The following is a 24257-nucleotide window of genomic DNA, read 5'->3' on the forward strand; positions in this document are numbered from 1 at the left end:
CTCCATGAGGAGTTCCTGCTGTGCCGAGGGGCGATTCCCTCGTCATCTAGTCACAAATGACTACCCGGACTAGTCATGAATACTCACGAAGATCTTGTGCTTGAGCGCGACCCGTGCCATGGTGAAAGAGCCGGTTGAGCAAAAGCCGCGCACGGTCACGACTCCGTAGGAGTATCCCGTGAATGCAGCTCCCGTACGTACCCACGATGACACCACTGACCTTCTTGAGAAGGCCGCTGGCGCTGACGCACATGAACGAATCGTCCTGGAGGACGAGCTCGTGCACCGCTATCTCGGTCTTGCCACACACCTCGCCGGGCGATATGCCGGCCGTGGCGCAGACCGTGAAGATCTGATCCAGGTGGCCAGCTTCGCACTGGTCAAGGCGATCCGTGGTTTCAACCACGACCGGGGCGAGTTCGTCCCGTTCGCCACGGTGACGATCCTCGGCGAGATCAAGAAGTTCTTCCGCGACCAGTGCTGGGGCGTACGTCCGCCGCGGCGCATCCAGCAGCTCCAGGCCGACATCGCCGCCGCAACCGAGAGACGCATGCAGGCTGACGCGCGTACGCCGGACGACTCCGACCTCGCGGTCGAGCTCGACGCCGAGGTGTCCGACATCCGTGAGGCGCAGGCTGCGCGCAGCTGCTTCTCGCCGTCGTCGCTCGACCAGCCGACCCGCATCGGCGGACGGCCACTGGGTGAGACGTTGATGTCGGACGAGTCCGACTACGACTTCATCGAGGAGTGGGTGAGTGTCGCTCCGCTGTGTCAGCAGCTCAGCGATGACGAGCGTGAGCTGCTCCGGCTGCGGTTCGTCGAGGACAAGACCCAGCAGGAGATCGCCGCGATCATCGGCGTCAGCCAGATGCAGGTGTCTCGCCGGCTCTCCAAGCTGCTCGACTCGCTGCGGTCCGAAGTGCTCCAGCCGAGTGCCGCCTGACTCAGCTGAGGTCGACGTAGCGGGACGTGAACGCACGTTCCGCTACGTCGCCCATGCGTTCTGACACCTCGTCCGCCACCGACACGGCAAGGTGCTTGAGGGGTGGACGATCCGTGGCATCCACCGCAGAGTGCCAGATCAACGAGACGTCATGATGTCGGCCGCACTCCTCACACATGTCGTGGATGCGGCGCGACTCGTACGCGCTGACCGGACGCTCGCACATCGCGATGACGGTCGCCGGCGGACGAACGCGGCCGACGAGCCCTTCGAGGGCTCGCTTGCCCGCCACCGTGTCGAGCCGGCAGATGACGTTGGCAGCGGACGTGAGCCAGCCGGTGTCAACGCTCACGGCGTGCGTCCGGCAGCCGCGTCTGCCCAGCTCGGCGCTGAGCGCGCGGTCGATCTCGTCGTTGTCTCCGAAGAGCGTCACGGTCGTGCTGACGGTACCTCGGAGGGGACTGGCGAGCGGGTTCGGGAGGTCAGACATCCGACGGTCCTTTCCGGTTCGCACCGGGCTTGTGGCGAGCAGTCGGTCACCGGGGGGATACCCCTGCATCCACGAGGCAAACCCGGGCCTAAGGTTCTGACCTGCGGATATGGTTTCCTTGTCCCCAAATTGCTCGTGAGAGAGGTGGATTGCGTGGATACGTCATTCTTCTCAGAGATGGCGTTGGAGCTGCACAACGAGCCCACCGCCGAACGTACGATCGAGCGCATCGCCGAGTTCGCGATGTCCGCGACGAGCTGTGACGATGCGGGGATCATGCTGGTCCACGGCCGCAACCAGATCGAGACTGCCGCGGCGACCTCGAGCCGGGTCGGCGAGTCGCACAACCTGCAGATCATCTTCGATGAGGGACCCTGCCTCGACGCTATCGAGGGTGGCCCGCTCTATCTCTCCAACGATGTCGCGACCGATGTGCGATGGCCGGCCTGGGGTCCGGCGGTGGCCGAGCTCGGGATGCGCAGCGTCCTGAGCATCCGCCTCGAGACGCGCGCTCGTCGCTATGGGTCGCTCAACCTCTATTCCGAAAGGCTCGACGCCTTCGATGACGACGACATCGCGGTCGGCTCGATCTTCGTGACACATGCGTCGGTGGCGCTCGCGTCAGCGCACAACGAGGAAGGCCTGCAGGTCGCGATCGACGCCCGCAAGCTCATCGGTCAGGCTCAGGGCATCCTGATGGAACGCTACGACCTCGACGCCAACCGTGCCTTCGACTTCCTGCGACGGCTGTCACAGCACCACAACATCAAGCTGCGTGACGTGGCCGCGTGGGTCGTGGAGCACCGTACGTCGGACGAGGTCGACCTCGCCGTCTCAGCACCCAAGGGCGAAATCAGTTAGGCACCCTTCGCGGTCTTCTTGCGAGCGGTCGTGCTCTTCTTGGCGGTCGTCTTCTTTGCCGCGGTCTTCTTGGTCTCCTTCTTGCGCTCGACGCTGCGCTTGAGGGCTTCCATCAGGTCGACGACCTCGCCGCCCTCGTCGTCCTCGGGCCTCTCGCCGAACGTCGCCTCGGTGTCGATCGCGTCACCCTTCTCGAGCTTGGCCTCGACGAGGGTGCGGAGCTGCTCCTGGTAGTCGTCCTTGAAGTCAGAGCTCTGGAAGTCGGCCGCCAGCGAGTCGACGAGCTGTGCGGCCATGTCGCGCTCCTTGGCGCTGATGCGGACGGTCTCGTCGAGGATCGGGAAGTCGGCCTCGCGTACCTCGTCGTCCCACAGCATGGTCTGCAGGATCAGCACGCCGTCGCGTACGCGGAGGGCCGCCAGCCGGGTCTTCTGCCGCAGCGCGAACGTCACGATCGCCGTACGGTCGGAGTCCTCGAGCGCCTTGCGGAGGAGCACATAGGGCTTGAGCGCCTTGTCCTCGGGCTCGAGGAAGTAGGAGCGGTCGTAGCGGATCGGGTCGATCTGGTCGTCGGGGACGAACTCGAGCACCTCGATCTCGCGGGTGTATTCGGCCGGGAGCGACTTGAAGTCGTCGTCGGTCAGGACGACCGTCTTGGAGCCGTCGTCGTAGGCCTTGTCGATGTCTTCGTAGGCGACGACCTTCTCGCACACCTCGCACCGGCGTTGGTAGCGGATGCGCCCGCCGTCCTTGTTGTGCACCTGGTGCAGGGAGACGTCGTGGCTCTCGGTGGCGCTGTAGAGCTTGATCGGCACGTTGACCAGCCCGAAGCTGATGGCGCCCTTCCAGATCGATCGCATGGGTCAAGTGAACCCTGCGGCACCGACGAATGCCAGTCGCGAGGTCAGCCGAAAAGGCGGCGGCGCTTCTTGGCTGGTGGTGGTTTCACGATCTCGACGAAGCCGGGCTCGTACGGCTCGAGGCTCGCGACGCGGGTGCGGAGCTCGGCGATCGCGGCCGGCTGGTCGTCAAAGGGGATGCCGCTGAGCTGGTTGGGGGAGAAGCGCCACCACCGCAGCCCGAGCAGCTCGTCGCGCACGTCGTCAGGCACGCGTTGCCGGATGACCTTGGCCGGTGCGCCACCGACGATCGCGTACGGCGGTACGTCGCTCGTCACGACGGATCCCGCCGCCAGCACGGCGCCGTCACCGATCGTGACACCGCTGAGGATCACGACGTTGGCTCCGATCCACACGTCGTTGCCGATCGTCGCGGTGGTGCCGCGGAATGACGCGCGGCCGCCCTTCTCGGGGTCGACGACCTCGCTGTCGACGGCGGACGGGTGCCAGCCCCACGACGCCTTCTTGTACTGGAACGAGCTGACGCTCAGCCAGTCGAGCGGGTGGCCGGTTGCGCCGAGCAGCACTCCGGGTGCGATCTCGCAGTAGCGGCCGATGCGGGCGTCCTGCACCTCGCCGTCGCGGCCGAAGCTCGTGTAGGCGCCGACGTACGTGTCGGACCGCAGCGCCGTCCGACCGTTGAACCGCACGGGAGGCTCGACGAAGAGCTTCGACCCGCCGAGGCGCTCGACGTGCTGCGCCCCGCGTACGTGCTCCTTCATGGTGTTCAAGATAGAGGCCGTCTAGCTCGACGGTGATGTGGGCATGTCTTCGCCATGACTGACGCCATCTCGATGCCCACTGAGCTGTCGACGGGCTTCCCGCCGCAGCAGGAGGAGCCCATGCCCGGCAACACGGCACGCGGGCTGATGTCGTGGCTCGACCGCTGCGCTGAGACACTCGGGGCATGACTGAATCTGCTGAGGTTGGCACCCGCTTCGCCCTGCGCCAGAGGATCACGCTGATGGTCAACCGCTACGAGCTGCGCCCGCTTGCAGCCGACGGCACCGAGGGTGAGCTGCTCGCCTTCGCCGAGCAGAAGCGGATGGCGTTCAAGGAGCAGGTGACCTTCTACTCCGATGCCGCCAAGACCGACCCGATCTTCGGGTTCAAGGCCCGTCAGCGCATGGACCTCGCGGCGACGTACGACGTGACCGACAAGGACGGCAACCCGATCGGTGAGTTCCGCAAGGACTTCGGCAAGTCGTTGTTGCGCTCGACCTGGCACCTGTCCACGCCCGACGGATTGACGGCGATGGGCCAGGAACGCAGCCAGGGTGTCGCGATCGCACGCCGGGTCCTGGATCTGGTCGGGGAGCTGCCGGTCTTCCTGCGCTTCCACTTCGACTTCACGGCGCCCGATGGACAGGTCATCCTCACGTCGGAGCGTCAGCGTTCGCTGAAGGACCGCTATGAGGTGACGGTGCCGCGGCTCGAGAACGGTTGGCAGCTCGACTGGAGAGTCGCCACCGCGATGGCCGTCGCGCTGGATGCGCTTCAGGGGCGCTGACTCCTCGAAGCACTAGTCTCGGGCCATGAGTCGCATCTGGCACGGCGCCATCGCCCTGATCGCCACCGTCTCCCTGGTCACCCAGTTCATCCTGGTGCTCGATCGTGACGGCAGCGTGGTCAACTTCTTCAGCTACTTCACGATCCAGTCCAACATCCTGGTGGCGATCGCGTGCTGGCTGATCGTGATCAGGCCGGATCGCGGTGGTACGGCGTTCGGCATACTGCGCCTCGGTGGGCTGGTCGGCATCACGATCACCGGCATCATCTTCTCGACGATCCTGGCCGGCGCGGTCGAGCTCGACGGCATCGACTGGTGGACCGACAAGGGGTTCCATTACGTCGTCCCGGCGATGGCGGTCATCGGCTACGTGTTCATCAAGCCGCGCACCCGGCTCGACAAGAGCGCGCTGTGGTTCCTGGCGTGGGCCATCGCGTGGCTGGCCTACACGCTGATCCGTGCCGAGGCCGGTTCGCCCCGCTACCTCGTCGAGGACGGCAACTACTCGAAGGTGCCGTACGACTTCCTCGACGTCGACGCGCACGGCGCCGGCGCGGTGGCGGTCGTCAGCGTGGGCGTGCTCGTGATCGGACTGGCGCTCTCGGCGTTCTACGTCTGGCTGAGTCAGCGTGACGACACGGGCGCGTCGGCCTGAGCCAGCAGGCCCTTGCGGTCGGCGACGACCTCGAACACGTACGTGAAGAACGGCGGGATGCTCGCCGCCAGGGCGACGAGGGTCGTCTTGTGGCTCCAGCCGAATGATCGACGAGCGACGAGGCACATGCCGACGTACGCGAGGAAGACGACCCCGTGGGTCATGCCGGCGACCGGTACGCCGCCCTCACGGAGGCCGAACGGCTCGGACTCGGTGACGTACTTGCAGAACATGGCGGACATCAGGAGTGCCCAGGAGATGGCTTCGGCGACGGCGACGGTGCGGAATGCGGTGCGGGTGTTCACGGCGGCCACGGTACCCGTGTAACCAGACGGCAATATGAGGCGGGGACAATGTGGCCATGGCATTCCTGCTGCGAGTGGAGCTCCCGGACGTCCCCGGATCGCTCGGCGCACTCGCCACCGCGCTCGGTGGTGCGGGCGCCGACATCGAGGCGATCGAGATCGTCGAGCGCCAGGCGAGCGGGCGCGTCGTCGATGACGTCCTGCTCGAGCTGCCACCACGGCTGATGCCGGATGCGCTGATCACGGCGTGCCACAAGCTCGAGGGCGTCAACGTCCACTGGATCTCGCGCTACAACGCCGGGGCCAACCTCAGCATGGATCTCGAGGCAGTCGAACGGTTCACCGCCGAGCCCGAGCATGCGATCAAGGAGCTGGTCGACGTCATCCCGTCGACGTTCCGTACGGACTGGGCGATGGCGCTGCACAAGGTCGAGGGCGTGGTCACGGTGATGTCGAAGTCGCCGACGGCACCCAAGCTGGTGCCGGAGGCCGAGTCGTGGCTGGCGATCCGCACGGCCAAGGTGCTGCCGGAGATCCCCGCGTGGGACTCCACCGTGTTGGCTGCGTGTCCCGCCAAGGACCGCAAGGACCAGAAGCTCGTCGTGGTGGTCGGCCGCCACGGCGGACCGGAGTTCCTCGCTTCCGAGGTCGCCCGCCTCGGCCACATGGCCTCCCTGGCCGCCTCAGTCCAGACGGTCTAGAGACTCACCCGCTCGCTAGTGAGGCCGCCCGCGGCCGAACGCGAGGCCGAAGGCCGAAGCGTGGTGAGGTCGAGTGCTCGCAGAAGCATCTCGGCGTACGCCCCTTCGCTCCGCTCGCGCCCCTCGTACCTCGGGGCTAGGGGACGAGACCGCGGCTACTCCGCGGGCTTCGTCACGGGGGTGTGGGCGTGGTGGAAACGGCCGAGGGCGTCGACCTCTTTCTCCATCTGCGGCACGTTTGCGGCGGCAAGCTTGCGGACGATCGGCCAGACAGCGGGTGAGTTCTGCAGCGGCTTGATCCAGTTGGACACCAGCACCGACTTCTTCACGTACACCCGGCTCTTGCGCTTGGCGAAGCCGTTGAGGATCAGGTCGATGCAGTCCTCGATCGTCGTGGTCGAGTTCGCGGGCCACGGGAGCTTCTTGCGGACGGCCTTGAACGACGGCAGGTCGGCCTCGGCCACGCGGACGATGTCGGTGTCGACCCACGACGGGTGGCAGACGCCCACGCCGATGCCGAGGTGCGCGACCTCCTGCTTGTACGCGAGGGCCAGCATCTCGGCGCCGGCCTTGCTGGCGTTGTAGGACGCCAGTCCCGCCAGTGCGGCGAACGATGCCTGCGAGGCGACGACGAGGGCGTATCCGTCGGTCTTCTCGAGGTGGGGCGTCGCGTACTTCAGGGTGCGGAACACGCCGTTGATGTTGATGTCGACGACGCGCTCGAAGGCGCCGTCGTCGATCTGGCGCACCGTGCCGTACGACGCGATGCCGGCGTTGGCGAGCACGAAGTCGATCTGGCCGAAGTGCTTTGCGGCGGCGTCGACCGCGACGTGCATCGCCTGGCCGTCGCGTACGTCGGCTTCCCACCAGGCTGCGGAGTCGCCCAGCTCGTCGGACAGCTCGGCGAGGAGCTCGGGTTCGAGGCCGAGGAGGGCGACCTTGCCGCCCTGGGCGACGAACCCACGGGCGACGCCGGCGCCGATGCCACGAGCTGCTCCGGTGATGAGCGCGACCTTGCCGCTGAATGTCTGGGTCATGGATTCAACATACCGTCGGTATCTGAAATAGGCCATTCCGTGACCGAAATCGGCGGTGCCGGTCTCCGCCACGTCAAAACCTTCCCTCGGTGAGCGGCCGGGCACAAACTCAGGGCACCCAATTGCTGGTCGCTCCGGGATTCTGTCGGAGGCGCCCGGCGTCACATGGTCGGCACACCCCCGCCGGCCACGTCAGAAGGAGATTCCCGTGAATCGAATCAAGTTCCCGCTGGCCGCCACCGGCTGCCTGCTCAGTCTTGCGCTGGCGGTGTCGCCGGCGCTCGCCGCTGGAGGTGATGGGTCGCACCCCGTCGCACCTGAGTCGAAGTCGCTCGCTGCTGCAGAGCAGGCCAAAGCCGCGGACAGCGCTTCTGCCTTCGGCCTCGCTGCAGGTGAGAAGTTGAAGGTGAAGTCGGTGATCGAGGACGCCGACGGCACGACGCATGTGCGCTACGACCGCACCCTCAACGGTCTGCGTGTCATCGGCGGCGACCTGATTGCCCACAAGGACGCGAAGGGCGCCGTGGACGAGGTGACCTACAACCTCGGTCGCAAGGACATCACCCCGGCGACGCTGACCCCCAAGATCACCGAGAAGGCGGCCCAGGCCAAGGGCCTCGCCGAGTCGAAGGCGGCCAAGGCCGAGAAGGCCGTCGAGGGTGAATTGGTTGTCTACGTGACCGCCAAGGGCCCCAGGCTCGCGTACGACGTGCTGACCACCGGGATCCGCGCCGACAAGGTCCCGACCCGTCTGCACACCTACGTCGACGCCCAGACCGGTGCGGTGATCGCGTCGGACGACGAGGTCAAGACCGGCACCGGCGACGGCATCTTCGTCGGCAACGTCCCGATCAACACCACGGCCAAGTCCGGCGGCGGCTTCGAGATGAGAGACGCGCTGGGCAACACCGCCACCGATGTGCACAACCTGGGCAATCCCGACACCGGCGTGGGCCCCGACGGCGACATCTTCACCGATGCGGACGACAAGTGGGGCAACGGCGTCCAGTCCGACCGCGCGTCTGCCGCCGTGGATGCGCTCTACGGTGCGCAGAAGACGTTCGACTACTACAAGACCCAGCTCGGCCGCAATGGAATCTGGAACGACGGCCGCGGCGCCCGCTCACGCGTGCACTTCGCCGATGAGATGTCCAATGCGTTCTGGGACGGCACGCAGATGTCGTACGGCGACGGCGTGAGCAACGCGGCCCCGCTCACCGAGATCGATGTCGCTGCCCACGAGATGAGCCACGGCGTCACCGAGAACACAGCAGGTCTCATCTACTCCGGAGAGGCCGGGGGCCTCAACGAGGCGAACTCCGACATCTTCGGTACGGCGGTCGAGTTCTACGTCAACAACCCGAACGACGTGTCTGACTACTTCATCGGCGAAGAGATCGACATCAATGGAAACGGTTCGCCGCTGCGTTACATGGACAAGCCGAGCAAGGATGGGTTGTCGAAGGACTGCTGGTCCTCGACGCTCGGCAACCTGAACCCGCACTACTCGTCGGGGCCCCTCAACCACTGGTACTTCATGCTCTCGGAGGGCTCGGGCGCCAAGACGATCAATGGCGTCAGCTACGACTCACCCACCTGTGGCGGCGCGGCAGCCGTGACCGGCATCGGCCACACCAAGGCCGAGAAGATCTGGTATCGCACGCTGGCGACCTACCTCACGTCGTCGAGCAAGTACTCCAACGCGCGCACGGGTGCGATCAAGTCCGCCAAGGATCTCTACGGCCAGGGCTCGGCCGAGTGCCTCGCGGTCGAGAAGGCGTTCACCGCCATTGCCGTCGCGGCGACGTCGGAGACGTGCGGTACGGGCAACCCTGATCCGGGAACGCCCACCGTCACCAACCCGGGCGCACAGACGAGCACCGTCGGCACCGCTGACACGCTCCAGCTCGCAGCCACCGGCGGCACCGCGCCGTACACGTGGACGGCCACCGGTCTCCCCGCCGGTCTGACGCTCAACACCTCGACGGGTCTCATCTCGGGCACGCCGACCTCCGCGGCGACGTCCACTGTGACGGCGACGGTGAAGGATGCCGCCGCAAAGACTGCGAACGTGTCGTTCTCGTGGGTTGTCTCGACCTCCGGCGGCGGCAGTACGTGCGATGGCGACCTGGACTACACCGGCACTCTCAACGCGAAGGGCAGCAAGACGTTCGCTGCCTTCAGCGACACCGATGCGGGCCAGCTCAAGGTCTGCCTCGACGGTCCGACCGGCGCCGACTTCGACGTCTACCTGCAGAAGCAGTACGCAGGCTCCTACTGGTTGACGGTGGCACAGGGCACCAGCCCCAACCCGGACGAGGCGTTCACCTACAACAACACGTCGGGCAGCTACCGCCTCGTCGTGAAGTCCGACTCCGGATCCGGCGCCTTCACCGCGTCAGTCTCGGAATGAGCACCTGAGAAGAACGAACAACAGTGGCACCTCCGTCGCCGGGGGTGCCACTGTTTTCGGGTCGGTGCCGCCTGTCAGATCCAGCCGCGACGGCTGGCCTGCACGGCGAGCTGGAACCGGCTGCGTACACCGAGCACTTCTTCCAGCCGAGCGATTCGACGACCGAGTGTCCGCGGGCTCACGCCGAGGTCACGGGCGATCGCCTCATCGGTGAGGCCGGCCGCTAGGTAGGACAGCAGCTGTTGATCTTCCGAGCCCGGTCCTTCGAGCGCGTCGACGATCTGCGATTCGGCCGACAGGGGTACGCCCATCTCCCAGAAGACCTCGAAGAGCCCGATCAGCGAGTCGAGCAGGCCAGACTCGTGGATCACGACGAGTGCACGTCGGTCCCCGCCCTGACCCGGTACGGAGAACATGGCGCGGTTGTCGTCATAGAGCAGGAGGTTGACCGGCACATTCGCCACGACTCGGGCGAGCGCACCGGCCGCAATGCACTGATGAACCGCCGTCAGTGCGACGGAGTCCTCGAGGACGGTGACACCGTAGATGCCGCGAGAGCTGACGCCGCGCTCCATGGCTTCGAAAAGGCCTGGCAGGACCTGCGCCGGCGGGATCTTCGTCCCGGGCAGCACCCGGCGCGGCGACACGGGCCCGATGCACAGGCCGTCGAGTCTTGATGAGGCGCTGTCGACCAATTCCCGCTCAACCGTGGTGCACCGTGCGTCTCCGGTGATGACCTCGACGAAGGAGGAACGGTCACTGGCATCCCTCCATATGTCGGCGAACCGGGAGGCGACCTGGCGAGCGGTGTCGGCGGCCTTGGCGTGTTCGGCTGCCAGGTTCTCCAGCGGCATGCGCGGGGCGACGGCTTCTATCTCCCCATCGCTCGTATGGAGCAGACCAATGCCCGCCAGGATGGTGACCTCCTGAGCCGCCGAGGCACTGTCGATGCCGGCGCGGTCAGCCAGATCCTCCAAGCTGATTCTCCCGTGTGCGACGGCGGCGCGATAGAGCGACTCAGTGGTCGGCGAGAGGAGTGGTGTTGAGGCGAGTTCCACCTTGTCGTTGTACACCGCCTGCTAGTGAGGCGCGACCGGAAGGAGACTCGCCCGGAGTCACGGTCCACGGTCCGTACTCAAGGAATGAGACGCGCATCTCATGGGGTGGTCGCGGTGACCGGTGACCGATAGGTTCTGGCGAATGAGTGTCGTGGGAGTGGTCGCTGAGTCGGCCTCAGGTGAGACCCGGGTGGCTGCGACCCCCGAGACCGTCGGCAAGCTGATCGGGCTGGGCTATGACGTCGTCGTGGAGTCCGGTGCGGGCGAGAAGGCTTCGTTCACCGATGAGGCGTATGCCGAGGCCGGCGCGACGATCGGTGACGCGTGGGGCAGCGAGATCGTGTTCAAGGTCAATGCGCCGTCCAGCGACGAGATCGCCAAGCTCGCAGACGGTGCCACGCTGGTCAGCCTGATCAGTCCCGCGCTCAAGCCCGAGCTGGTCGACGAGCTCGCGACCCGACCGATCACGGTGCTGGCGATGGATGCCGTGCCGCGCATCTCGCGCGCACAGTCTCTCGACGTGCTGAGCTCGATGGCCAACATCGCCGGCTACCGTGCCGTCGTCGAGGCCGCCAACGTGTTCGGACGCTTCTTCACGGGCCAGATCACCGCCGCCGGCAAGGTCCCGCCGGCCAAGGTGCTGGTCGCGGGTGTCGGTGTCGCGGGTCTCGCCGCGATCGGTACGGCATCGAGCCTGGGCGCGATCGTCCGAGCAACCGACCCGCGCGCCGAGGTCGCCGACCAGGTCGCGTCGATCGGTGGCGAGTACCTCCCCGTCGACGTCGAGACCGAACAGAGCACCGACGGCTACGCCAAGGCCACGTCCGAGGCGTACGACAAGCGCGCCGCCGAGATCTACTCGGAGCAGGCCGCCGACGTCGACATCATCGTGACGACGGCGCTGATCCCGGGACGCCCGGCACCGCGACTGCTGACGGCTGCCGACGTGGCGAGCATGAAGCCCGGCAGCGTCATCGTCGACATGGCGGCGGCGCAGGGCGGCAACGTCGAGGGCACGGTCGCCGGCGAGGCGGTCGTCACCGCCAACGGCGTGACGATCCTCGGCTACACCGACCTGCCTGGCCGGTTGCCGACGCAGGCCTCGCAGCTGTACGGCACCAACCTCGTCAACCTGATGAAGCTGCTCACGCCCGGCAAGGACGGACAGCTCGTCCTCGACTTCGATGACGTCGTCCAGCGCGGCATCACCGTCGTACGCGACGGCGAAAAGACGTGGCCGCCGCCGGAGATCACGGTCTCTGCCGCGCCGGTCGCAGCGGTCAAGGAGAAGGCCGAGCCGGCTCCCGCCAAGGAGCCCATGTCGGCCGCCCGCAAGCTCACGCTGATCGGCATCGGCATCCTCGCGCTGTTCCTGGTCAACGCCTACGCGCCCGATCCGCTGCCGCAGCACTTCACGGTGCTGACGCTGGCGATCGTGGTCGGCTACTACGTGATCGGCAAGGTGCACCATGCACTGCACACGCCGCTGATGTCGGTGACCAACGCGATCTCCGGCATCATCGTCGTCGGCGCCATGCTCCAGATCGCCGATGACGACACCGCCATCCGTACGCTCTCGTTCGTGGCGATCCTGCTCGCCAGCATCAACGTCTTCGGTGGATTCGCCGTGACCCGACGCATGCTCAGCATGTTCTCGAAGTAGGGGCTGACCATGGATTCCCAGAGCATCGCCACAGCTGCGTACATCGTCGCGGCACTGCTGTTCATCTTCAGCCTCGCGGGGCTGTCGAAGCACGAGACGTCCCGCCAGGGTGTTGTCTATGGCATCGCCGGTATGGCGATCGCCCTGGTGGCGACCTTCGTCGTGGTCGCCGACATCGGCGACTCGACCGCGATCATCCTGTTGCTCGTCGCCGTCGCGATCGGTGGCGCCATCGGGCTCTGGCGCGCCCGCGTCGTCGAGATGACCGGCATGCCCGAGCTCATCGCGCTGCTGCACTCGTTCGTCGGTCTTGCCGCCGTGCTGGTGGGCTGGAACGGCTATCTCGAGGACAACCACCTGACGGGTTCGCTGGAGGACATCCACAACGCCGAGGTCTTCATCGGCGTCTTCATCGGTGCCGTGACCTTCACCGGATCGATCGTCGCCAACCTCAAGCTGTCGGCGCGCATCTCGTCTGCGCCGCTGGTGCTGCCGGGCAAGAACGTCATCAACCTCGGCGCACTGGCCGCGTTCTTCGGCCTCACGGTCTGGTTCGTCATCACGCCCAACCTCGGCCTGCTCATCGCTGTCACAGTGGTGGCGCTGCTGCTCGGCTGGCACCTCGTCGCCTCGATCGGCGGTGGCGACATGCCGGTCGTCGTGTCGATGCTCAACTCCTACTCCGGCTGGGCCGCGGCGGCGTCGGGCTTCCTGCTCAACAACGACGCGCTGATCGTCACGGGTGCGCTGGTCGGCTCGTCGGGTGCCTACCTCTCCTACATCATGTGCCAGGCGATGAACCGCTCGTTCATCTCGGTCATCGCGGGCGGCTTCGGCATCGAGGCGTCGGGCGACGACGACACCGACTACGGCGAGCACCGGGAGATCAGCGCCGAGGACACCGCCGAGCTGCTCAAGAACGCGTCGTCGGTCATCATCACCCCGGGCTACGGCATGGCGGTGGCGCAGGCGCAGTATCCCGTCGCCGACCTGGTCAAGCGACTGCGTGAACGTGGTGTCGAGGTGCGCTTCGGCATCCACCCGGTCGCGGGTCGCCTGCCGGGCCACATGAACGTGCTGCTCGCCGAGGCCAAGGTGCCGTACGACATCGTGCTCGAGATGGACGAGATCAACGACGACTTCTCCAGCACCTCCGTCGTGCTGGTCATCGGCGCCAACGACACCGTCAACCCCGCCGCCGCCGAGGACCCGGGCAGCCCCATCGCGGGCATGCCGGTGCTGCACGTGTGGGAAGCCACGGACGTCGTGGTGTTCAAGCGGTCGATGGCGACGGGCTATGCCGGCGTGCAGAACCCGCTGTTCTTCCGCGACAACAGCCAGATGCTGTTCGGCGACGCCAAGGACAAGGTCGAGGAGATCATCCGCGCGCTCTGAGACGTGACGTGAGGGCATGCCGCATCGTTAGTACGGACGTACCGAACCGATCCATTGGAGAAGTGTTGTGGACAAGCCCGAGTACGACCGCCCCGATGACGATGAGAACGCCGGCAACAAGGCGCTGATCTTCTTGGTGCTGGCCATCGTGGTGGTCGGCATCCTGTACGGAATCTTCAACACCGACGTCCTGGGCTGACCCTTCGCTCGCCAGCGACGAGCTCCGCGAGGAGCGCGAGCGAGGAACGAGCGACCGAGGCGTCGTACGCCGAGGTGCTCGCGTTACCGAGTCAACTCGCCGGGCCTCAGTCGACGACGCCGTACAGGCGGTCTCCTGCGTCTCCGAGTCCGGGGACGATGTAGCCGAGCTCGTTGAGCTTCTCGTCGAGACCTGCGGTCACGAGGTTGACCGGTATGTCGATGCCCTCGAGCTCCTTCTCCATGCGGGCGACGCCCTCGGGAGCGGCCAGCAGGGTGATCGCGGTGATGTGGTTGGCGCCGCGCTTGACCAGGAAGTCGATCGCGGTGGCCAGCGAGCCTCCGGTCGCGAGCATCGGGTCGAGCACGTAGCACTGGCGGCCCGTCAGGTCCTCGGGGAGGCGTTCGGCGTACGTGACGGCCTCGAGCGTCTCCTCGTTGCGGACCATGCCGAGGAACCCGACCTCGGCCGTCGGCAGGAGCCGCTGCATGCCCTCGAGCATGCCGAGGCCGGCGCGGAGGATTGGTACGACGAGAGGTCGCGGGTCGGTCAGCTGCACTCCCTTGGCGACCGCCACGGGAGTCTTGACGTCGACGGGTGACACCCGTACGTCGCGGGTGGCCTCGTACGCGAGCAGCGTGACGAGCTCGTCGGCGAGGCGCCGGAACGTCGGCGAGTCCGTACGTTCGTCGCGCAGCTTGGTGAGCTTGTGCGAGATGAGCGGGTGATCGGCGACGTGTACCTGCATGCGACGAGAGTAGCGACATGGGGCGCGGGTCTGTCACCATCACAGAGAGGCCGCCGTTGGGCGGTCCCGTGATGTGCCCAAGGAGGTGCGCCATGGCTGAGGACGATGTCGACTTCGCAGTGGCCGCCTACCGCGACGAGGGTGAGTGGCAGGTCGTCGAGCTCAACCCCAGGATCGGCGAGGACGTCGAGGACCTGAGCGAGGCGCTCGCCCGTTTCCCGTCCGACGTCGGCGTGCTCGGACTGGTGTCGATGAACGACGACTTCTTCGTGATCCTGCGGCGTACCGGTGAGCGGGTACGTGCGTTGCTCTCCGACATCACCGCCGTGACCGACTGGCCGCTGGCCAGCGGTGTCGCCGACCTGCTCGACCTGCCCGACCCCGAGGATCCCGACGAGCCGTTGCCCGGGGGCGACCTCGACATCATCACCGATCTCGGCATGACGGCGGTCGAGCTCAGCGCGCTGTGCGACGACGACGACCTGTTTCCCGAGGACATCCTGCGCGACGTCGCCGACCGGCTCGGCTTCGGCGACGAGCTGGATGCCATCATCGGTTGATGTTCGAAGCCGAGATGCGGCAGGCGCTGGACCTCGCGGTCACGGCGGCTGACTCCGATGACGTACCCGTGGGTGCGATCGTCCTCGACGCTGACGGGTCCGTGATCGGTCGCGGGCGCAACACCCGTGAGCGTGACGCCGATCCGACGGGACACGCCGAGATCGTCGCGATCCGTGAAGCCGCCGCGGCCACCGGCGAGTGGAGGCTGGAGCGCTGCACGCTGGTCGTCACGCTCGAGCCGTGCACCATGTGCGCCGGCGCGATCGTCGCCTCGCGCATCGAGCGGCTGGTGTTCGGCGCGTTCGACGAGAAGGCGGGGGCCGTAGGGTCGTTGTGGGACGTCGTACGCGACCGTCGCCTCAACCACCGGCCTGAGGTGGTCAGTGGTGTGCTCGCTGACGAGTCCGCGACACTGCTCAGACAATTCTTCGAGGGGCACAGAACTGTATGAATGACGTCGTCATCGAGGAGCTCATCCTCCCTGACAACTTGGACGGACCGCACGGCGACGACTTCCGCGAGCTGATGGCGGTGCGCAACCTGGTCGAGTCCGAGACCGTGGGCACCGACGCGCTGTCGCCGACCCCGGAGTCGCTGCTGCCCCACTTCGTGCCCAATCCGCAGCGCCATCGGCGGCACTTCGTGGTGCGCGAGGGCGGCCGCATGGTCGCGCGCGGGATCATGGGCTGGCTGACGGCCGAGGGTGCGCCGTCGGTGTCGATCGGTGCGGATGTCCTGCCGTCACATCGCCGTCGGGGCATCGGCTCGCAGCTGTTCGCACTGATGGAGGGCCTCGCAGCCGATCTGGGCCGGCCGGTGCTCCAGTCGTCGGCGATCCACACGTCGTCGCCGGATGGCGAGCGCATCGTCTCGTCCACGGGGTTCGGCGACATACCGGCCGACGATCCGGGCGCGCAGTTCCTGCTGCACCACGGCTACACGCTCGAGATGATCGCGCGCATCAGCAGTCTCGACCTGACGACTGCTGCGGCGTCGCTCGAGGAGCTCCGTCGTGCGGCTGCCGCCCGGGCCGGTGACGACTATCGCGTCGTCAGCTGGATCGGTCGTACGCCCGAGGAGTGGCTCGAGCAGAAGGCAGCGCTGGCGACGGCGATGAGCACCGACGAGCCGTCGGGCGGCCTGGCGACGGTGGCCGACGTGTGGGATGCCGATCGCGTACGTGAGCACGACGATCGCCAGGAGGGCACCGGGCGGACGATCTACACCTCCGCGGTCGAGCACGTCCCGTCGCGAACGCTTGCCGGGCACACCGAGCTCGGGCGGCTCGATGGCGCTGACAAGCCAGCCGTGCAGGAGGACACCCTCGTGCTGCGCGCGCACCGCGGCCACCGGCTGGGGATGCTGCTCAAGGGGGCGAATGCGCAGTTCATGCTGGCGCACGCACCGGACACCCCGCTCGTCACGACCTTCAACAAGGAGGACAACGAGCCGATGCTGCGCGTCAACGTCGAGATGGGGTTCGTGCCGATCGGCGCCGAGGGTGAGTGGCAGAAGCGCGTCTGACCGGATTTGACTTCAGGTCGACATGAACTGACACGATCGGCGAGTCATCCAGGTCAGGAGCGCACATGCCACATCATCACAGCCCAGGGCACGACGAGGCATTCGTCGGGCCTGACGAGGTTGCCCGGGTCGTTGCAGATGGCGAGATCGCCCTGGACTTCGTCGCGGAGGTGGTCGGCATGCTCGACCATCCGGTACGACGGGTGCTCGACATCGGATCTGGCCCCGGTGTTGCCACGGTCGAGCTGGCCAGGCTGCTGCCCGGGGCCGAGGTGGTCGCCATCGACGCCTCGGAGTCGATGGTCGATGCGGTGATCGAGCGGGCGGATCGCGCCGGGGTGGGCGCACGGGTCAGCGCCCGGGTTGCGGAGCTCCCGGGAGGTCTTGATGGGTTGGATGACATCGATCTCGTGTGGGCGTCGATGTCGTTGCATCACGTCAGTGACGAGCGCGCGGCGATCCGCGAGATCGCAGCCTCGTTGAGTGATCACGGCGTGGTGGCAATCGTGGAGTTCGGCGACCAGCGCCGTCTGCTGCCGCCCGGCGACGAGGAGCTTGGCGATCGTGTCGAGGCCGCATACGAGCGATACTTTGCGGTGCAGTCGCAGCACTGGCACGGCAACACCCCGTCGGGGGAGCTGTCTGACATGGTGCGAGATGTCGGGCTCGACGTGGTGGGTGACCACGTGTCAGTGATCACCCACGAACCTCCGCTCGACGAGGCTCAGCGCCGCTACGTCACCTCGTCGACGCGGCGTGCGATCAAGCAGCTAGAGGGGTATCTCGACCGAAGTGACCTCGTGGCTCTTGAGCAGCTCGCGAGCAATGGCAAGCGGCCTGACGGGACCGTGGTGGTGTCTCGCCGCATCCTGCTGGCCCGCAGGGCGTAGTGCAAGGGAATACTGCGTGTGGGAAACTAGTTGAAGATTCCACAAGATCTAATCAGGAGAATCGATGACCAGCATGCAGTTCGGACTGTTCACGGTCGGTGACGTCACGCCCGACCCCACCAACGGCACCGTGGTGACCGAGCACGAGCGCATCAAGAACACCATCACGATCGCCAAGAAGGCCGAGGAGATCGGCCTCGACGTGTTCGCCACCGGTGAGCACCACAACCCGCCGTTCGTGCCGTCGTCTCCCACGACGACGTTGGCATACATCGCCGCGCAGACCGAGAAGCTGATCCTCTCGACCTCGACGACGCTCATCACGACCAACGACCCGGTCAAGATCGCCGAGGACTACGCCACGCTGCAGCACCTCGCCGACGGCCGCATGGACCTCATGCTGGGCCGCGGCAACACGGCGCCGGTCTATCCGTGGTTCGGCTACGACGGGTCGAAGGCGATCGAGCTGACGATCGAGCACTACCAGCTGCTGCGTCGGCTCTGGGACGAGGACGTCGTGACCTGGCAGGGTGAGTTCCGTACGCCGCTGCAGGGCTTCACGGCCACGCCGCGCCCTCTCGATGGTGTCGCGCCGTTCGTGTGGCACGGCTCGATCCGTACGCCCGAGGTCGCCGAGCTCGCCGCGTTCTATGGCGACGGCTACTTCGCCAACAACATCTTCTGGCCCAAGGAGCACTACATCCGGCTGATCAACTTCTACCGTCAGCGCTACGCGCACTACGGTCACGGTGAGCCGGAGCAGGCGATCGTCGGGCTCGGCGGTCAGTTCTTCATCCGCAAGAACAGCCAGGACGCGGTCAAGGAGTTTCGTCCGTACTTTGACAACGCTCCCGTGTACGGTCACGGCCCCTCGCTCGAGGACTTCTCGGAGCAGACGCCGCTGACGGTGGGCAGTCCGCAGGAGTTCGTCGAGAAGACGTTGGCGTTCGCCGACTACTTCGGTGACTACCAGCGCCAGCTGTTCCTCGTCGACCATGCGGGTCTGCCGCTCAAGATCGTGCTCGAGCAGCTCGACGAGCTCGGTGAGGTGCTGCCGCAGCTGCGGGCGGAGTTCGATGCGCGTCGGCCGGCGAACGTACCGGACGCCCCGACCCACGCCGCTCGCGTCGCCGCCAAGATCGCCGCCGAGTCGTCCCCCTCGTCCCCTGAGCCTGTCGAAGGGGCGACGGTATGACGTCGATCGTCATCGTCACGGCTGGTCTCAGCGACCCGTCGACGACTCGGCTGCTTGCAGACCGGTTCGCCGAGTCGGTACGCAAGCAGGACGGCGACGCGACCGTCTCGGTCGTCTCGTTGCGCGAGCTGGCGCACGAGATCACGGATGCAACGCTGACCGGCTTCGCGCCGCCGCGGCTGCAGTCCGTGATCGACCAGGTCGTCGCAGCCGATGGGCTGATCGCGGTCACGCCGATCTTCAAGGCGTCCTACCCGGGCCTGTTCAAGTCGTTCTTCGATGTCCTCGACACCGACGTGCTCACCGGCAAGCCGGTCGTACTGGCTGCGACCGGTGGCACCGCACGCCACTCGCTGGCTATCGACTTCGCGATGCGGCCGCTGTTCGCCTACATGCAGGCGATGGCCGTCCCGATGGCCGTCTTCGCCTCGCCGTACGACTGGGGCTCGGAAGGTACGAACGCGCTCGTCGACCGCATCGACCGCGCCGTCGCCGAGCTGATCAGCCTGCTCAAGGGCAACGGCACGGGCCGCGGCCCGTCGGACGACATCGACCTGTTCAGCGACACGTTCCTGTCGATCTCGAACCCGCCGACAGACTAGAGCCCGCTGACCACCAGGTCCGCGACGTCTCTCCGGGCGATGATGCGTCGGGCGTTGGGTTCATCGACGCGGTCGACCCATTCCCGAGCCTCCGGCTCGGTCTTGCCGAACTCGATGTGCCGTCGCACGAGTCGTTCCAGGCGGATGTCGTCTGCCAGCTCGAGGAACCACACCTCATCCAGCGCATCGCGGACGTCGCTCCATGACTCGTCGAGCAGGTAGTTGCCCTCGGTCACGACCAGGACGTCGTCGGGCCGGGTGGTGATCGCTCCGGCGATCGGCTGCTCGATCGTGCGCTCGAAGCCGGGTGCATAGACATCGTGCTTGAGCTCGGCCTTCAGCCGACGGAGCAGCGCGAGGTAGCCGTCGCGATCGAACGTCTCGATCGCGCCTTTCGCACCGAGCGTTCCGTGCTCTGCGAGCGTGACGTCGGCGAGGTGGTAGCCGTCCATCGGTACGTGCGCGACGCCGATGCCCTCACCGCGGAGGCGTTGCACGAGGGCCTCCGCGAGCGTGGTCTTGCCCGCGCCGGGTGCTCCGGTGATGCCGAGGATGGCTCGCTCGCCCGGACGTACTAGCGCCCGCGCGCGTCCTATGAGGTCATCGATGTGCGTCGTGTCCACGGTCGTATCCTGCCCTGCTCGGGCGACCTGACGTGAGTTCGGCCGGCCGTGGTCGGTCCGGTAAGGTACTCCGCGGTGGCGTGTCCGAGCGGCCGAAGGTGCAACACTCGAAATGTTGTGTGGGTTCACGCCCACCGTGGGTTCAAATCCCACCGCCACCGCACGATGAAGACCCCCGATTTTCGCTGGATTACAGCGAGGTCGGGGGTTTTCACTTTCTCACAATGTCGGTTTTGGGCACATTTTGGGCACACTTTTTTGAGGATCCAACAAATTCCTGCGGCCTAAACGTGATCTGGAGAGGCCTCGATCAAAACTTGACGCAGCCCTCAACCGACTCGTGGAGCCGACCATTTGGGTTGCGTCCTGTCGCCGACAAAGACGCTGGTGCGTACTGCCCCTGATTGATGTTGCTGAGGAGGGGGGCGCACGCACGAATCGCCTTTTCGACACGAAACAGTCGGAACGACCAGCGATACTGCCAGCGTGTGGATCCGCGATGTTGAAGTGCCTCAAGAACTGATCGACGCAGCGCGCGCGGGCCAGTTGGTGATCTTCGTAGGGGCGGGCGCCTCCCGTGATGAACCAGCCGGACTTCCCGACTTCAAGACGCTCATTCAAGACATTGGAGCGTTGGTCGGCAAACCTCCTAATGAAAATGATCTACGGCGCCCGGACGTGTATCTGGGTAGCTTGGCTGACGATCTTGGGATCGACGTCCATCGTCTTGTAGCCAACGCGATCGATCGATCCGGCTCCGAGCCCAATGCCCTACACGACGCGATCGTGCGATTGGCGAGCGTGCACCCCTCACCGCGCATCGTCACAACCAACTACGACGTCCATCTGACCACAGCTGCGTTGGCAGCGGGTCTGTCTCTGCCGGTGTACGAAGCACCAGCGCTTCCGGTGGGCGACGATTTCCACGGGATCGTCCATCTTCACGGTTCTCTCCAGCAGGAGCCACGCCACTTGGTGGTGACTGACAATGACTTCGGTCGGGCGTACCTGCTCGATGCTTGGGCTGCCCGCTTTCTGGAGCGGATGTTCTCCGCCTTCACCGTACTATTCATCGGATACAGCCATGGCGACGTCGTCGTGCAGTATCTGGCACGGTCGCTCGGCCCATCTGGCACGAGGTTCGTGTGCACGAGCGACGGGGATGACCCGATTTGGCGACAGTATGGTCTCACGCCAGTTCCCTACGGCGTGATCGAAGGCAACCACGATGCCCTGTCGATGTTCTTGGCGCGGTGGGCGGAACTGACGTCCATGGGCCAGACGCAACATCGTGCGCTGGTTTCTGATTTGGTAACTGCGGGCCCTCCGGCGATCCCCGAAGAAGTCTCATACCTAGAAGATGCTCTTGAGCACAGGGAGCGGATTCGATACTTCGTGGAAAAGGCACGAGGTACGGACTGGTTTACATGGGTCGCGGACCGGCCGGCCTTTCAGGCGCTTTTCGATCGCGAGCGTGCGGCGAGTGAGCCGGCTCGGACTCTCATGTGGTGGGTCGCCGATCATTACATGCATGACGAGTCCACGTCGGCGGTGGCACTTCGCGCGATGCGGGACAAACCGTGGCCACCGGACACGCGGTCGATCGTCGCGCATAGCCTCTTCCAATTTGACGGCGAGATGGCGGCGTGGTTGTCGCCGTGGCTCCTGCTCGCACTTGAGAACGCGCCCGGGGCGCAGGACGACCTGCTCGACATGCTCCTCGCCGGAGCCAACTGGAACGACAACATTGGCCTCGCGCTCACACTGCTTGAGGATCGCACGCGCGCTGTTCTCAAGTCGGCCATCAGCTTCACGGCCGACGACGTCGCTCGCTTTGCGGTGGAGATGCCTGGGGATGAGCACTGGCTGTCTGAAGCATGGTCGAATGTGTTCTTGCCCGCGCTCGACGAGCACGTCGCTCCGATCGTGGCGTCGGTGGATGAACAGATCGCCCGGGTCTATCGCGTGCTCGAAAGCCTCGGCTCCGATTTCGACCCGGTGACCTTTCGACGGTCGGCCATTGAGCCGCACGAACAGGACTCCTTCAGAGAGCCGATCGATGTTCTGGTTGACGCCGCACGCGATTGCGTCGAGCATGCGCTTGCACATGACGAACGGCTCGCGGATCGCTACATCGACGCGTGGGCGGATCGCCCCCAAGCTCTTTTTCGACGTCTGGCGGTTCACGCTTGGCGGGTCAGAATCGATCGAACCGCCGAAGAGAAGCTGCGATGGCTTCAGGCTCGAGCCTGGCTTTGGGAAGTCTCACTTCAGCATGAGGTCTACCTCCTCCTGCAGGACGCCCTCCCGGCGGCAAGCGATGAGATCGTGCAGGAATTCGTCGACGCCGCCCAGATTGGCCCCCCGACTGATGGCGACGATGACATCTCGCCCTATCGCTCTTACAACCTTCTCGCGTGGCTCGCCAAGTCGGTGCCCGAGAGTTCTACCGCTTCCAAGGCGTTTGAGGATTCACAGGCCGCTCATCCGCAGTTCGGCACTAGGGAGCATCCAGATCTAGGCGCCTACATGACCTCAGGCTTTGTTGAAGATGTGCTGCCGTACTCGCCCGAAGAGTTGCATGTACAAATCGCTCAGGACGCGAATACCGCTACCGAATCCATCCGCGACTTCCGGTCTGAATCGCTCCAGTTGTCCGGCCCAACTTGGACCGGCGCTTTGCGCTCAATGCAGGCCTGCGTGTCGGCCTACCCCGGTGACGGTCTGACGATCGCGAGTGTCTTGCACCCTGACGATGGGGAGCTTCGGAACGCGATCATTCACGGTTGGAAAACCGCGGACCTCGACGAGGGCATGGTGGATGCTGTGCTCACTGCAATTGAGAGCTGGGACCGCGATGAGATTCGACGCGCCGCCGCCGAGATGCTCTCCGACGGCGGCACTCAAACCAGTCCGACACCATGGCACCGCTATCCGCGGGCCAGAAAACTTGCACGACACTTGTGGCCCACGACGTATGCGACTGGGACGATCCTCGGTGGCGACGACCTCCTAGTGGAAGCCATCAATCATCCGGCCGGAGATCTTGCTCAGTTCTGGACCAAGGTCGTTCAGTGGGAGTGGACGCAGGCAGGCGAGGCGTGGACGGGGCTGACAGACACCCTGACAAGCGAACTCGATCGCATGGTTATCGCCGACGACCGAAACGGGCTGCTCGCTGGCACCTTCCTCGCATCGCAACTGCACTTCTACTTCGGGGCCGATCGAGAATGGGCCGTAGCCCGCCTGTTACCACTCTTCAGTTGGGACGGCGACGAAGAACGCGCTCGCGGAGCGTGGCAAGGATTTCTGACCTGGGGCCACCCAAACGATGGGCTGCTTGCCGCTGGTCTCCTCGAAGCATTCATAGACACGTGCGGCCACATAGACGCGTTAAAGTCGGGCCCTTCACGCGAGCTCAGCATCCAGCTTGCATCCATCGCCCTTCATGCTGGTGCCGATCCCCTGGAATGGCTTCCGCGCTTCGTTGTCGCCGCACCTGAGGACCTGCGAGTGTCTTGGGCCGGCCAAGTTGGGCGCCTTTTAGAAGAGCTAGATGCCAGCGAGGCGGCCGTGCAATGGGGGCGTTGGATCAACACCTACTGGTCGGGTCGTGTTCGGTCGACACCTCTGCCACTCGCCATCGCCGAAGCATCAGCAATGGCACGCTGGCTGATTGGCCTCCCCATGGTGCGTGCAGAAGCGGTCGCGCTCCTGACCCAGACGCCAGCCGGCCTACCTCAGCACGATGGATTCCTGCACCGCATCCACGAGCTCGATCTCAGGCCAGATGCGGCCAACTGGTCAGTCGCCATAGCGCACCTACTTGCCGGCACCACTGGTCCGAGCTGGGTCCTCGGGCACTATCTCAAGCCGATCATGGAGCAACTCCGCGAAGCCAACCCTGTGCCGGACCTCTCCAAGTTGATTGACGAGGCTTTGCGACTCGGAGTTACTGATGCAGCGGAGTGGTAGGGCTGAGCAG

General features: G+C 65.7%; 25 protein-coding genes and 1 tRNA gene. 18 read left to right on the forward strand and 8 right to left on the reverse strand.

The window, feature by feature from the left end; all coding sequences use genetic code 11:
- Positions 1-178: 178 nt before the first annotated feature.
- A complete protein-coding gene (locus tag ABD683_RS08100) occupies positions 179-943 on the forward strand; it encodes a sigma-70 family RNA polymerase sigma factor (RefSeq protein ID WP_344768896.1) in 765 nt (254 codons plus the stop codon).
- 1 nt (position 944) lies between these two features.
- Here the strand turns inward: ABD683_RS08100 and ABD683_RS08105 are convergent, their stop codons facing one another.
- Positions 945-1433 carry a hypothetical protein gene (locus ABD683_RS08105; RefSeq protein WP_344768897.1) on the reverse strand — a complete coding sequence of 163 codons (489 nt, stop codon included), beginning with the start codon at positions 1431-1433 and terminating at the stop codon, positions 945-947.
- Between the two features lie 153 nt (positions 1434-1586).
- Here ABD683_RS08105 and ABD683_RS08110 point away from each other — a divergent pair, with 153 nt between their 5' ends.
- Entirely contained in the window at positions 1587-2294 is a 708-nt protein-coding gene (locus ABD683_RS08110; RefSeq protein WP_344768899.1) for a GAF and ANTAR domain-containing protein, read from the forward strand.
- On the opposite strand, the gene ku is transcribed toward ABD683_RS08110, so the two are convergent.
- Both ku and ABD683_RS08120 read right to left on the reverse strand, forming a co-directional pair.
- A complete protein-coding gene (gene ku / locus ABD683_RS08115; RefSeq protein ID WP_344768901.1) occupies positions 2291-3154 on the reverse strand; it encodes a non-homologous end joining protein Ku in 864 nt (287 codons plus the stop codon). The genes ABD683_RS08110 and ku overlap by 4 nt on opposite strands.
- A gap of 44 nt (positions 3155-3198) precedes the next feature.
- A complete protein-coding gene (locus tag ABD683_RS08120) occupies positions 3199-3915 on the reverse strand; it encodes a CatB-related O-acetyltransferase (protein WP_344768903.1) in 717 nt (238 codons plus the stop codon).
- 54 nt (positions 3916-3969) lie between these two features.
- Between ABD683_RS08120 and ABD683_RS08125 the strand changes: the two genes are divergently transcribed.
- From ABD683_RS08125 to ABD683_RS08135, 3 genes are read left to right on the forward strand one after another with little or no spacing between them, the layout of a single operon-like run.
- Positions 3970-4104 (forward strand): hypothetical protein, encoded by a 135-nt coding sequence (locus ABD683_RS08125; protein WP_344768905.1) that lies wholly within the window; start codon positions 3970-3972, stop codon positions 4102-4104.
- A complete protein-coding gene (locus ABD683_RS08130; RefSeq protein WP_344768906.1) occupies positions 4101-4703 on the forward strand; it encodes an LURP-one-related family protein in 603 nt (200 codons plus the stop codon). The genes ABD683_RS08125 and ABD683_RS08130 overlap by 4 nt, the downstream gene beginning before the upstream one ends.
- A gap of 25 nt (positions 4704-4728) precedes the next feature.
- Positions 4729-5358, forward strand: a complete 630-nt coding sequence (locus tag ABD683_RS08135; RefSeq protein ID WP_344768907.1) for a Pr6Pr family membrane protein — start codon at positions 4729-4731, stop codon at positions 5356-5358.
- Here the strand turns inward: ABD683_RS08135 and ABD683_RS08140 are convergent.
- Positions 5328-5663, reverse strand: a complete 336-nt coding sequence (locus ABD683_RS08140; protein ID WP_344768909.1) for a DUF3817 domain-containing protein — start codon at positions 5661-5663, stop codon at positions 5328-5330. The two genes, ABD683_RS08135 and ABD683_RS08140, sit on opposite strands and share 31 nt — an antisense overlap.
- A 56-nt stretch (positions 5664-5719) precedes the next feature.
- Here ABD683_RS08140 and ABD683_RS08145 point away from each other — a divergent pair, with 56 nt between their 5' ends.
- Positions 5720-6364, forward strand: a complete 645-nt coding sequence (locus tag ABD683_RS08145; protein WP_344768911.1) for an ACT domain-containing protein — start codon at positions 5720-5722, stop codon at positions 6362-6364.
- 155 nt (positions 6365-6519) lie between these two features.
- On the opposite strand, the gene ABD683_RS08150 is transcribed toward ABD683_RS08145, so the two are convergent.
- A complete protein-coding gene (locus ABD683_RS08150) occupies positions 6520-7401 on the reverse strand; it encodes an SDR family oxidoreductase (protein ID WP_344768913.1) in 882 nt (293 codons plus the stop codon).
- Between the two features lie 208 nt (positions 7402-7609).
- Here ABD683_RS08150 and ABD683_RS08155 point away from each other — a divergent pair, with 208 nt between their 5' ends.
- Complete coding sequence (locus ABD683_RS08155; RefSeq protein ID WP_344768915.1) at positions 7610-9814, forward strand: M4 family metallopeptidase; 2205 nt, start codon at positions 7610-7612, stop codon at positions 9812-9814.
- Positions 9815-9888: 74 nt separating this feature from the next.
- Here the strand turns inward: ABD683_RS08155 and ABD683_RS08160 are convergent, their stop codons facing one another.
- Positions 9889-10791 carry a helix-turn-helix transcriptional regulator gene (locus ABD683_RS08160; RefSeq protein ID WP_344768917.1) on the reverse strand — a complete coding sequence of 301 codons (903 nt, stop codon included), beginning with the start codon at positions 10789-10791 and terminating at the stop codon, positions 9889-9891.
- A 223-nt stretch (positions 10792-11014) separates the two neighbouring features.
- On the opposite strand from ABD683_RS08160, the gene ABD683_RS08165 reads away from it, so the two are divergent.
- From ABD683_RS08165 to ABD683_RS08175, 3 genes are all read left to right on the forward strand, one after another.
- Positions 11015-12535: a Re/Si-specific NAD(P)(+) transhydrogenase subunit alpha gene (locus tag ABD683_RS08165; protein ID WP_344768918.1), complete on the forward strand. Its 1521-nt coding sequence runs from the start codon at positions 11015-11017 to the stop codon at positions 12533-12535.
- 9 nt (positions 12536-12544) lie between these two features.
- Positions 12545-13930, forward strand: coding sequence for a Re/Si-specific NAD(P)(+) transhydrogenase subunit beta (gene pntB, locus ABD683_RS08170; RefSeq protein WP_344768920.1), 1386 nt, complete (start codon positions 12545-12547; stop codon positions 13928-13930).
- A gap of 67 nt (positions 13931-13997) precedes the next feature.
- Complete coding sequence (locus tag ABD683_RS08175) at positions 13998-14129, forward strand: hypothetical protein (RefSeq protein WP_344768922.1); 132 nt, start codon at positions 13998-14000, stop codon at positions 14127-14129.
- A gap of 106 nt (positions 14130-14235) precedes the next feature.
- On the opposite strand, the gene upp is transcribed toward ABD683_RS08175, so the two are convergent.
- Positions 14236-14877 carry a uracil phosphoribosyltransferase gene (gene upp / locus ABD683_RS08180; protein ID WP_344768924.1) on the reverse strand — a complete coding sequence of 214 codons (642 nt, stop codon included), beginning with the start codon at positions 14875-14877 and terminating at the stop codon, positions 14236-14238.
- A gap of 92 nt (positions 14878-14969) precedes the next feature.
- On the opposite strand from upp, the gene ABD683_RS08185 reads away from it, so the two are divergent.
- The 6 genes from ABD683_RS08185 to ABD683_RS08210 all read left to right on the forward strand — a co-directional run bounded on the left by ABD683_RS08185 (position 14970) and on the right by ABD683_RS08210 (position 19649).
- Positions 14970-15437 (forward strand): tRNA adenosine deaminase-associated protein, encoded by a 468-nt coding sequence (locus ABD683_RS08185; protein WP_344768926.1) that lies wholly within the window; start codon positions 14970-14972, stop codon positions 15435-15437.
- Between the two features lie 14 nt (positions 15438-15451).
- Positions 15452-15889 carry a tRNA adenosine(34) deaminase TadA gene (gene tadA, locus ABD683_RS08190; protein ID WP_344771583.1) on the forward strand — a complete coding sequence of 146 codons (438 nt, stop codon included), beginning with the start codon at positions 15452-15454 and terminating at the stop codon, positions 15887-15889.
- Positions 15886-16962, forward strand: a complete 1077-nt coding sequence (locus tag ABD683_RS08195; RefSeq protein ID WP_344768928.1) for a GNAT family N-acetyltransferase — start codon at positions 15886-15888, stop codon at positions 16960-16962. The genes tadA and ABD683_RS08195 overlap by 4 nt, the downstream gene beginning before the upstream one ends.
- A gap of 65 nt (positions 16963-17027) precedes the next feature.
- Entirely contained in the window at positions 17028-17852 is an 825-nt protein-coding gene (locus ABD683_RS08200) for a class I SAM-dependent methyltransferase (RefSeq protein ID WP_344768930.1), read from the forward strand.
- A gap of 73 nt (positions 17853-17925) precedes the next feature.
- Positions 17926-19047 carry a CE1758 family FMN-dependent luciferase-like monooxygenase gene (locus ABD683_RS08205; RefSeq protein ID WP_344771584.1) on the forward strand — a complete coding sequence of 374 codons (1122 nt, stop codon included), beginning with the start codon at positions 17926-17928 and terminating at the stop codon, positions 19045-19047.
- A complete protein-coding gene (locus ABD683_RS08210; protein WP_344768932.1) occupies positions 19044-19649 on the forward strand; it encodes a CE1759 family FMN reductase in 606 nt (201 codons plus the stop codon). The genes ABD683_RS08205 and ABD683_RS08210 overlap by 4 nt, the downstream gene beginning before the upstream one ends.
- On the opposite strand, the gene ABD683_RS08215 is transcribed toward ABD683_RS08210, so the two are convergent.
- Complete coding sequence (locus tag ABD683_RS08215; RefSeq protein WP_344768934.1) at positions 19646-20272, reverse strand: nucleoside/nucleotide kinase family protein; 627 nt, start codon at positions 20270-20272, stop codon at positions 19646-19648. The two genes, ABD683_RS08210 and ABD683_RS08215, sit on opposite strands and share 4 nt — an antisense overlap.
- Before the next feature lie 74 nt (positions 20273-20346).
- On the opposite strand from ABD683_RS08215, the gene ABD683_RS08220 reads away from it, so the two are divergent.
- Positions 20347-20433: transfer RNA gene (locus tag ABD683_RS08220), tRNA-Ser, on the forward strand.
- 325 nt (positions 20434-20758) lie between these two features.
- On the forward strand, positions 20759-24247 hold the full coding sequence (locus ABD683_RS08225) for a DUF4020 domain-containing protein (protein ID WP_344768936.1): 3489 nt from the start codon (positions 20759-20761) through the stop codon (positions 24245-24247).
- Positions 24248-24257: the final 10 nt, after the last annotated feature.

Source organism: Aeromicrobium panaciterrae, assembly GCF_039537165.1.
Lineage (GTDB): Bacteria > Actinomycetota > Actinomycetes > Propionibacteriales > Nocardioidaceae > Aeromicrobium > Aeromicrobium panaciterrae.